Genomic DNA, 6,529 nt, shown 5'->3' on the forward strand with positions numbered 1-6,529 from the left:
TGCCGCCGTGCCGCTGTCGTACCCGTGACGTACAACTGGTCGTATGACGACCGGTGTCTCCGCCGAGCCCCCTCCCTTCGCCCGGGAGCTGCTGCGCTGGCGGCGCGCGCGCCGGGTGAGCCAACTGGAGCTCGCCTCGCGGGCGGGCACGACCCAGCGGTACGTCAGCTTCATCGAGCGCGGACGTTCGGTGCCCGGCAGGGAGATCGTGATCAGGCTCGCCGAGTCGCTGGACCTGACCCTGCGGGAGCGCAACGCGCTGCTCCTGGCGGCCGGTTACGCCCCCGCCTTCACCGAGTCCCCGCTCGACGCGGCCGCGCTGAAGCCCGTACGGGAGGCGCTGGACGGCATCCTCGAGGGGCATCTGCCGTATCCGGCGGTGGTGACGGGGCCGCGCGGTGAACTCGTCGCCGCCAACGCCGCGTTCGACGTGCTGTCCGAGGGAGCCGCACCGGAGCTGCTGGAACCGCCGGTGAACGTACTGCGGCTGGCCCTGCACCCGCGCGGGACGGCGTCACGGGTGGTGAACCTGGACGCCTGGGGCCGGCACATCGTGGAGAACCTGCGGGCCCGTTCCCTGCACAGCCCCGATCCCCTTCTCGACGCTCTGGTGGAGGAGTTGGCGCGGTACGTGCCGGCGAGCGAGCCCGGCGCGGACCACCTCGGCTTCGCCGTTCCGCTACGACTGCGGTGCCCGGAAGGCGAGTTGAGACTGCTCACCACGCTCACGTCGTTCGCGACCGCGGTGGACGTCACGCTCGCCGAACTCCGTCTGGAGGCGTTCCTCCCGGCGGACCGGGAGACCGCCGGGATCCTCCGCGACCGGGCCGCCCGGCGAGGATGAAGCCGCCGTGCGGCGCCGGGACCGGCGCGGCCGAGGTCAGCGCAGGTGCGAGGTGTCGTTGAACAGCCGGACGCTCGCGTTGCCGTCCCCGTAGTACGCCACCGCCGAGAGCGACGCCGCCGACAGTTCCATCCGGAACAGGGACTCCGGCGGGGCGCCGAGGGCCAGTCGTACGAGGGTCTTGATCGGGGTGACGTGGGTGACGAGCAGGACCGTGCGGCCGGCGTGGGCGGCGATCAGCTTGTCGCGGGTGGCGGCCATGCGGAGCGCCGTCGCGGCGAAGCTCTCGCCGCCGCCGGTCGGTTCGGCCTCCGGTGAGGCGAGCCAGGCGTCCAGGTCGTCCGGGTGGCGTTCGCGCACCTCGCCGAAGGTCAGTCCCTCCCAGGCGCCGAAGTCCGTCTCGCGCAGGCCGTCCTCGATGACGACGTCGAGGCCGAGTTGGGCGGCGACGGCCCCCGCGGTCTCGCGGGTCCGGGCCAGCGGGGAGGCCACGATCGCCTGGATGGTGCCGCGCGCCGCCAGCGCGGCGGCCACGCGGTCGGCCTGTTCCCGGCCCGCGGCGGACAGCGACGGGTCGCTGCCGCCGCTGCCCGAGAACCGCTTCTGCGGGGTCAGGAGGGTCTCGCCGTGCCGCAGCAGGACGAAGGTGGCGGGGGCGCCCATGTCCGGGGGTGCGCTCCAGCCTGCGGCGGGCGTGGTGGCCGGGGTGGCTGCCACGTTCCTCGCGGCCCGCCGGTCGTCGCCCGCCTTCTCGGCTCGGCCGGCGTCACCAGGCTCTCCGGCTCGGCCGGCGTCTCCCTGCCCTGTGGGCGCCTTGCCGGCTTCGCCGCTGGGTGACGGGGTGCCGCCCGTCGCCGTCGCCCGGCTGCCGCCCGTCGCAGGCTGATCGCGCAGTTCCCCGCGCCCCTCACGGGGCGCTGCCCCCACCGGTCCGATCGCGGCTTCGCCGCCGGAAGCGGGGGTGCCGGCCGACGCCGTCGGCCGGGTGCCGCCCACCGCGGGCTGGGCGCGCAGTTCCCCGCGCCCCTGGTGGGGCGACTCGGCGCGGGTTTCCTTCAGGGCCGCCCTGGCCCTCGCCGCGCCCGCCGTCGCGTCCCCGGGCGGGCCCGTGGGCTCGGGTGTCGCGGACCGCGCCGCGCGCGCGTTCAGCTCGGCCGTCGACGCCGACGGCGACCACGCCTCGCCGCGCTTGCCCGCGTCCATCGCCTCGTTGGCCAGCCGGTCCGCGTGCTTGTTGCGCTCGCGCGGGATCCACTCGTACGTGACCTGGGAGCCCGGAAGGACCCCGGCCGCGCGCGCGGCCAGGGGCTTCATGTCCGGGTGCTTGATCTTCCAGCGCCCGGACATCTGCTCCACGACGAGCTTGGAGTCCATCCGGACCCGGACCCGCGCGGTCGCGTCGAGGTCGCGGGCCGCCTCCAGACCGGCGACCAGGCCCCGGTACTCGGCGACGTTGTTGGTGGCGACGCCGATGTACTCGGCGCGCTCGGCCAGCGTCTCCCCGGTGGCCGCGTCGATGACCACGGAGCCGTAGCCCGCGGGCCCCGGGTTTCCCCGGGAACCTCCGTCGGCCTCGACGATGAACTCCCGCACGGACCGGACTCCCTACAGGCCGGACTCGGCCGTGCGCACCAGGATGCGCTGGCAGTTCTCGCAGCGCAGCACGGCGTCGGGAGCGGCCTTCTTCACCTCGTTGACCTCGGTGATGTTGAGCTCCAGGCGGCAGCCCTCGCAGCGGCGCTGGTAGAGCCGGGCGGCGCCGACGCCACCCTGCTGGAGCCGCAGCTTGTCGTAGAGCTTGAGGAGATCGGCGGGCACCGAGGCGGCGATGACCTCGCGCTCCTTGGTGACCGAGGCCACCTCGGTGTCGAACTGCTCGAAGGCGGCGTCCCTGCGCCCGGTGGCGTCGTCGATCTTCGCCTGGACGGAGGAGACCCGCTCGGTCAGCTCGGCCACCCGCTCCTGCGCGGACTCACGGCGCTCCATGACCTCCAGGACGATGTCCTCCAGGTCGCCCTGGCGCTTGGCGAGGGAGACGATCTCGCGCTGGAGGTTCTCCAGGTCCTTGGGGGAGGTGACGGCGCCGGAGTCGAGGCGCTGCTGGTCGCGGACGGCGCGCTGACGCACCTGGTCGACGTCCTGCTCGGCCTTGGTCTGCTCGCGGGCGCAGTCGCTCTCCTCGGTCTGCGCGGCGACGAGCAGGTCGCGCAGCTGGGCGAGGTCCTTGTTCAGCGACTCGATCTCGGCGTGCTCCGGCAGCGACTTCCGCTTGTGCGCGAGCTGCTGCAGACGGGAGTCGAGACCCTGGACGTCGAGAAGTCGGATCTGGTCGGCGGGCGCGGCGTTCAGTTGGGGGCTCCTGATGTGTCGTCGTGTGAGGCCGCGTGGGCGGTCCAGGGGTCGGTGACCGTCCGGGAGACGTGGACGCGCAGTCCCCATCCCTTCCGGTCGGAGATCTCGTCGAGCTGGGCTGCCGCCAGCTCGCACCAGGGCCACTCGGTGGCCCAGTGCGCCGCGTCGAGCAGCGCGAGAGGACTGTGGGCGCGGGCCTCCGACACCGGGTGGTGCCGCAGGTCCGCGGTGAGGAACGCGTCGACGCCCGCGGCGCGCACGTCGTCGAAGAGGCTGTCCCCGGAACCGCCGCTGACCGCGACGGTCCGCACGAGCGCGTCGGGGTCGCCCGCGACGCGGATGCCCTGCGCGGTGGCGGGCAGCCGCTCGGCGGCCCGCGCGGCGAGTTCGCGCACGGTCAGCGGATGGTCCAGCTCGCAGACGCGGCCGAGGCCACGGCGTCCCTCGGGGTCGGTGGCGTCCGGCACGAGGGGCCGTACGACCCTGAGGTCCAGCGCCCCGGCCAGCGCGTCACTGACTCCCGGGTCGGCGCGGTCGGCGTTGGTGTGGGCGACGTGCAGCGCGATGTCGTTCTTGATCAGCGTGTGCACGACCCGGCCCTTGAAGGTGCCGGCCGCCACCGTCGTCGTACCGCGCAGGTAGAGCGGGTGGTGGGTGACGAGCAGGTCGGCCTCCAGCTTCACCGCCTCGTCGACGATCTCCTGGACCGGGTCGACGGCGAACAGGACGCGCGTGACGTCCTGGTCGGGGTCGCCGCAGACGGTGCCGACCGCGTCCCACCCCTCGGCCCGCTCGGGGGGCCAGAGGGCGTCGAGCGCGGCGATGACTTCAGACAGACGGGGCACGGGGAAAAGGCTACCTGCCTCACGTCCCTGTCCGGCCGGTCGTGGGCGTCCGGCCGCCTCGCAGGGGCGGACGGCGGGGGCGTCGGCCCCGCTCCCGGGCGGCGGCCTGGGCACCGTTCCCGCCCGTCCCGGCGCACGTCTCCACCCCATCGTTCAGCACATCCGATCCGTTCCCTCAGGCGAATCCGAACACGGCCACCCTTATGTGTGAAGCAGCAGCCCGTCGCTCCCCCGCCTGTGCGTGCGAAAACTACCTTCGTCGCCGGAGGTGACCGAAAGATGACGGCCGGTGCGAGAGAACCCCTGGTCCGGAGCGAGCGGGCGAACGGCGGCAAGTACGGTGACGCCGCGAGCCGGTGGGCCGCTCCTCCCGGCTGTGTGATCACCGCCGACGGCACCTACGGGGCACGGCTCGCCCGCGACGGCGAGCGCCGGTACCCGGAGCGCTGGACCCTGGACGGCCCCGAACCGTACGCCGTGCCGCTGCCCGGTCCGCAGCCCGAGGAGCCCGGCACCGAGGTGCTGCCGCTGACCGACGGCAGGGTGCTGATCCACCGGATGGACGACGGACGCCACGCCTTCTCCCTCCTGTACCCGACCGGGCCGGGCACCGGCGAGCTCCCGCTCGGCTCGGTGGAGTGCCCCGACGCGGGCACCGTGCTCCGGCTGCTGCCGCCCGCGCCGGACGGGGAACGCGCGTACGCCCTCGCGGTGGGCCGGGGGTCGACGGCGGTGTGGCTGGTGGCGGGCGGCGCGTTCGGCCCGGAGCACCTGGCCGAGGTGCCGGGCCACTGCTCGGGCGGGGTGTGGCTGGACGGCACGGGACGCCTGCTCGCGCTGGACCGCTTCCAGGACGGCCGCACGAAGACCGTGGTCGTGGACCTGGAGCGCGGCGGAGAGGTGTCTCCGCTCCTCCAGATCGCCGAGCACAGCAACGACCGGCTGCTCCTCGCGGACGCGGACAGCGGACTCCTGCTCATCAGGTCCGACGCGCCGTCCCCCGGCCGGGACCGTCTCGGCTGGGGCGTGCTCGGCAGTGCCCTGCCCGTCCGCTTCCCGGACTGTCTGAACGCGACGGGCTGTTCGATCAGCCCGTTCGCGATCCAGCCGGGCCAGGTGCTGACCCCCGAGTCCTGCGCGGTCGCCCTGCGCATGGACGGGCCGGGCGGCACCTGGGTGGGCGTGTGGCGCCCGGCCGAGCGCCGGATCCACCACCGTCCGGCGCCGGAGGGCTGGTTTCCCGGCACCGGGCTGTGGACCGCGGAGGGGGTGCTCCGGCTGCCGTACGCCACACGGGTCGTCCCGTGCGGTGTCGCGCGGCTGGAGGCGCCGAAGCGGGCGGGGGAGCCGGGCACGGGGGATCCGGTTCCCCCCGGTCTCCTCGCCTCGCGACCGCTCCCCCTCCAGCAGGCGCCCGTGCGGAGCGACCTGTCTGCCGGTTCGCCGTACCCGGCCCCGGGGACCGAACCGGCCCGGGCGGCCCCGGTCCACCTCGCCCCGGGCACCGGCACCGCCCGCCTCCCGGGGGGCCCGTCGGTCCGCGCGGCCGACGGACCCGGGGCCCCCGCCGCCGGTACGGGCCTCGCGCCCGAGGGCCGGGATCCGCGGTCGACGGTGACGAGCCTCACCGCCCGGACGTCACCCGCCGAAGCCCGGCGGGCGGACACGGGCGCCGGCCACGAGACGGGCGGGGCGCTTCCGCCCGTCGTGCGGCTCGCCGACGGGCGGGCCGAACCGCTCCGGCCGGCCGTGCGGCCCGCGCCCGGGTCCGGCGAACCGGCCCGGCCCCGGCCGAGCCGGTGGACCAGGGTCACGCAGACGCCCGCGCCCGGCCGCTGGACCAGGGTCACCCGGACGTCCGGACCCGAGCCGGGCCGCCCCGCCGGAACGCCCGCGCCCGAGCCGGACCGCCCCGCCGAACCCGCCGGAACGCCCGCGCCCGAGCCGGGCCTCTGGACCAAGGTCGCCGAGACGCCCCCGCCCGGCATGGGCCTCAGGACCAGGGCCGACGGGACGCTCCCGGGCGGCATGACCGTCACCACCGGACCGGCCGAGCCCCTTCCCCCGGCCACGACGGCCGACGTCTCCCCCGTCACCGGGGTCACCGGGGCCGGGGCCGTGGCGCCCCCCGAGCCCGGCACCACGGTCGATCCGGGCCCGTGGGCCGCCACGAACGCCGGCAACGGGGCCACCGCCGAGGCGGGTCACGGGGCCGGTGCCGTCGCGGGCGCCGTCGACGGGGTCGGCGCCGCCGCCCGCACCGCCGCCGTTGCCGGAGCCAGCGCGAGCGCCGGCAACGGAACCGGTGCGGAGGCGAGCCACGGGACCGGCATCGGCCACGCCGCCGCCCGCACCACCGTCGGCCTCACCGCGAGTGCCGGTAACGGAGCTGACGCCGCCCGCACCGCCGCCGTTGCCGGAGCCAGCGCGAGCGCCGGCAACGGAACCGGTGCGGAGGCGAGCCACGGGACCGGCATCGGCCACGCCG

Annotated in this window: 4 protein-coding genes and 1 pseudogene; 2 read left to right on the forward strand and 3 right to left on the reverse strand. The window is 75.7% G+C overall.

Features of this window, described 5'->3' with window-relative positions:
- Positions 1-43 precede the first annotated feature (43 nt).
- Positions 44-844, forward strand: a complete 801-nt coding sequence (locus ACFW6B_RS28760) for a helix-turn-helix domain-containing protein (RefSeq protein WP_386600347.1) — start codon at positions 44-46, stop codon at positions 842-844.
- Between the two features lie 36 nt (positions 845-880).
- Here ACFW6B_RS28760 and ACFW6B_RS28765 read toward each other — a convergent pair whose 3' ends face one another.
- From ACFW6B_RS28765 to ACFW6B_RS28775, 3 genes are read right to left on the reverse strand one after another with little or no spacing between them, the layout of a single operon-like run.
- Positions 881-2,437 carry a bifunctional RNase H/acid phosphatase gene (locus tag ACFW6B_RS28765; RefSeq protein WP_386600349.1) on the reverse strand — a complete coding sequence of 519 codons (1,557 nt, stop codon included), beginning with the start codon at positions 2,435-2,437 and terminating at the stop codon, positions 881-883.
- A gap of 12 nt (positions 2,438-2,449) precedes the next feature.
- Positions 2,450-3,193 carry a zinc ribbon domain-containing protein gene (locus ACFW6B_RS28770; RefSeq protein WP_386600414.1) on the reverse strand — a complete coding sequence of 248 codons (744 nt, stop codon included), beginning with the start codon at positions 3,191-3,193 and terminating at the stop codon, positions 2,450-2,452.
- Positions 3,190-4,041 carry a Nif3-like dinuclear metal center hexameric protein gene (locus ACFW6B_RS28775; protein WP_386600351.1) on the reverse strand — a complete coding sequence of 284 codons (852 nt, stop codon included), beginning with the start codon at positions 4,039-4,041 and terminating at the stop codon, positions 3,190-3,192. The genes ACFW6B_RS28770 and ACFW6B_RS28775 overlap by 4 nt, the downstream gene beginning before the upstream one ends.
- A 279-nt stretch (positions 4,042-4,320) precedes the next feature.
- On the opposite strand from ACFW6B_RS28775, the pseudogene ACFW6B_RS28780 reads away from it, so the two are divergent.
- A pseudogene (locus ACFW6B_RS28780) lies at positions 4,321-5,373 on the forward strand (hypothetical protein); the annotation flags it as partial.
- Positions 5,374-6,529: the final 1,156 nt, after the last annotated feature.

The sequence above is a fragment of the Streptomyces sp. NPDC058751 genome, from assembly GCF_042746485.1.
Lineage (GTDB): Bacteria > Actinomycetota > Actinomycetes > Streptomycetales > Streptomycetaceae > Streptomyces.